This window comes from Blastococcus deserti, from assembly GCF_042682525.1.
Classification (GTDB): domain Bacteria; phylum Actinomycetota; class Actinomycetes; order Mycobacteriales; family Geodermatophilaceae; genus Blastococcus_B; species Blastococcus_B deserti.
This window is the reverse complement of record NZ_JBHUHP010000021.1, coordinates 248-3,237: the sequence shown is the minus strand read 5'-3', so window position 1 is coordinate 3,237 and position 2,990 is coordinate 248. Positions and strand designations below refer to the sequence as shown.

2 protein-coding genes are annotated in these 2,990 nt (G+C 70.7%); both read right to left on the bottom strand.

Annotated elements, in window-relative coordinates; all coding sequences use genetic code 11:
• A partial coding sequence (locus tag ACFSHS_RS18430; protein ID WP_376879232.1) for a HAMP domain-containing protein occupies positions 1–866 on the bottom strand: 866 nt, incomplete at its 3' end.
• A 318-nt stretch (positions 867–1,184) separates the two neighbouring features.
• Entirely contained in the window at positions 1,185–2,798 is a 1,614-nt protein-coding gene (locus ACFSHS_RS18425; RefSeq protein WP_376879230.1) for a methyl-accepting chemotaxis protein, read from the bottom strand.
• Positions 2,799–2,990: the final 192 nt, after the last annotated feature.

The following is a 2,990-nucleotide window of genomic DNA, read 5'->3' as shown; positions in this document are numbered from 1 at the left end:
GACGCCGCCACCGCATCCGCCGACGCCACCACCGACGACAGCACCTCCCGCAGGCTCACCTGCGCCTCGTCGAGAGCCACGGCGGCCAGGCCGACCTCGTCCCGGGAGGTCACCCCGGTGGTCCGGGTCAGATCGCCGGCCGCCATGGCCCGGGCGACCGTGACCACGGCGTTCAGCGGCCGCACGATGCGGCGGGACACCGCGAGGGCGAGGACGAGCGTGGCCACCAGGCCGAGGGCGATGGCACCGGCCATGGTCCACTGCGCCCGGCTCTTCTGTGCGTGAGCGGCCTCGGTGGCCGACTCGGCGCGCTGCTCCAGCGACTCCCGTAGTTCCGTGGTGAGCGTGAAGACCTCGAAGTAGACGTTCCAGCCGGGGCCGAGGATGAGGTCATCGGCAGCGGCGACGGCGGTCGGCGTGTCCTGGGCGTACAGCGCGACGGCCTGGTCGTCGACCTCGAAGAAGGCCTCCCACTGCTGCTCGACGGTGCTGAAGGCGTCCCGCTCGGTGCCGGTGAGGACGTCCGTCGGCATCGCAGCCAGGTGGCCGCGCAGCCGGTCGGCGCTGTCGGAGAAACCGGCCCGGTTGGCACTGTCGTCGGCCACGGCCGCCGCACCGCCGATGCGGCGGGTGTCCCAGGCGTACGCAGCCTGCCAACCCGTCACGTCCGAGTTCGAGGTCTCGATGTCCTGGACGGTGCTCAGCGCGGCATGCAGGCCGTTGACCTCGTCGAGGCTCTCGGCGGCGCTGCCCAGCTGGGCCATGCCGAGTGCGCCCACCGTGCCGGCCGCGGTCATGCCGGCGGCGCCCACCGCGAGGATCGCCCCACGGACACCGGGGCCCTTCCGGCCCACCGTTCCACTCATCGCCATTTCCGATGCCTCTGCTTTCCGGCTCCGTTGCCGCCACCGTTGTTGGTGTCGCTACAGGAACCTTGTCGGACATCACCGGGTTGCGAGCGCAATACGTCGGCGTGTTGCACACCTCAGTAGAAAAAGGTCGTCGACCGCTTTTCTCGGGGGGCTTTGTCGACATTTCCGTCGCGGGATCGCCGGAGGGAGAAATGCACGAGGACCGCACGGCCACGGGCCGTGCGCTCCTCGTGTCGCATTCATCGCCGGTGCGCGGCCCCGTCCCGAGGATCGCCCCGAGCGTGCAAGGGGTGGGGAGGACGGGGTCCTTCTTCAGTAGGTGAACCTCCCGACGGTCGTGCGCAGGTCGGCGGCCATGCGGGACAGCTCGTCCACGGCCGTTCGGGTCTGGCCCAACGCCTGCGTGGTCGAGTCCGCGGCTCCCGAGACGTTGGTGATGTTCGTGGCGATCTCCCCGGCCCCGTCGGCGGCCTCCTGCACCGACCGGCTCATCTCGTTGGTCGTGGCCTCCTGCTCCTCCACCGCGCTGGCGATGGTGGTCTGCCGGTCGGAGATCTGCGCCACGATCGAGCTGATCTCCTCGATCGCGGTCACCGCCGACCCCGTGTCGGCCTGGATGGCCTGCACCCGCTTGGCGATGTCCTCGGTGGCCTTGGCCGTCTCCTGCGCCAGCTCCTTGACCTCGTTGGCCACGACCGCGAACCCCTTGCCCGCCTCACCCGCCCGCGCCGCCTCGATCGTGGCGTTGAGCGCCAGCAGGTTCGTCTGCTCGGCGATCGAGGTGATCACCTTCACCACGTTGCCGATCTCGGCCGAGGACTCCCCCAGTTTGGCGACCGTGGCGGTCGTCTGCTCCGCGGCGGTGACGGCGCGGGCGGCCACCTCGCTGGCCTCTGCGGCGTTGCTGGCGATCTCCCGGATGCTGGCGCCCATCTGCTCGGCACCCGCGGCCACCGTCTGCACGCTCCGGCTGACCTCCCCGGCCGCCGACGACACCACACCCGACTGGGCCGAGGTCTCCTCCGCCGAGGCCGAGATCTGCGCCGAGGACGCCGACAACTCCTCCGACGACGCCGCCACCGCATCCGCCGACTGGACGACAGAGGACAGCACGCCCCGCAGGTTCTCCTGCGCGGCGGCCAGGGACTGCGCCATCCGCCCCAGCTCGTCCCTCGACCCCACCCGCGGTGCCACCGTCAGGTCGCCCGCGGCCAGCGCCTCGACCGACGACTGCACCGAACGCACCGTGCCGACGATCTGTCGGACAACGACGGTCACCAGGCCGATGGCGATCGCGACACTCGCCGCCAGGATGAGCCACAGGAGCCGCTGTGCGTCTGCCGCCGTCTCGCCGCCACTCTGCGCCTGCACGTCTCCGGTCTCGCGCAGCACCGTCCTGAGCTCCGTGAAGTCGGTGACGATCGTGTCGCTCCAGTCGACCAGGGCGTCGTTCGCCACCTCGGCAGCGCCGAGCATGTCGCCGGCATCCAAGGCGCCGACGAGCTCTTCGTCGCTCACCGCCAGGTACCCCGAGATGTCCTGGCGGATCTGGGCCACGTTGTGGGCGTGCTCGGTGACGGACCCGTAGGCGTCGAGCTGGGCCGCCAGCCCCTGCTGCGCCTCCGCGAGGTCCGCCTTGAGCTCTTCGCGCTCGCTGGGGTCGGCGAGGTAGTAGGCCGTGTAGCCCTGACGAACGCCCTCGAAGGTCGCCTGGATCGCGTCCAGGTCCGACAGGGCGACGACGTGGCCGCGGTAGAGGTCGCGCTGGCTCGCGTCCAGCGTCCGGATCCGGTCAGCAGCCAGGACGGCGAGTGCTGCGGCAACGGCCAGCACCAGGGCCACGACCGCGCCGATCTTCACGGCGACCGGGCGGTCGGCGAACCAGGCCGCCGAGCGGCGCGCGAGGGTGATGGGCCGAACTGTCATGGCAGGACTCCGGAGGCCGGGGGATGGACACTCGCCGTGGTGAGCGGTGGGGCACCGACCACCCGCGTATATGCCGCAAAAGGTAGGGCTCCAGAGAATGAGGGACAGGTCCTCGGCAACGTGTCGTCATTCAACTTGCGAATGGCGCGATGCCGTCGGGGACAAGCGCAGTCCGTACGCTTGGAAAGTCGT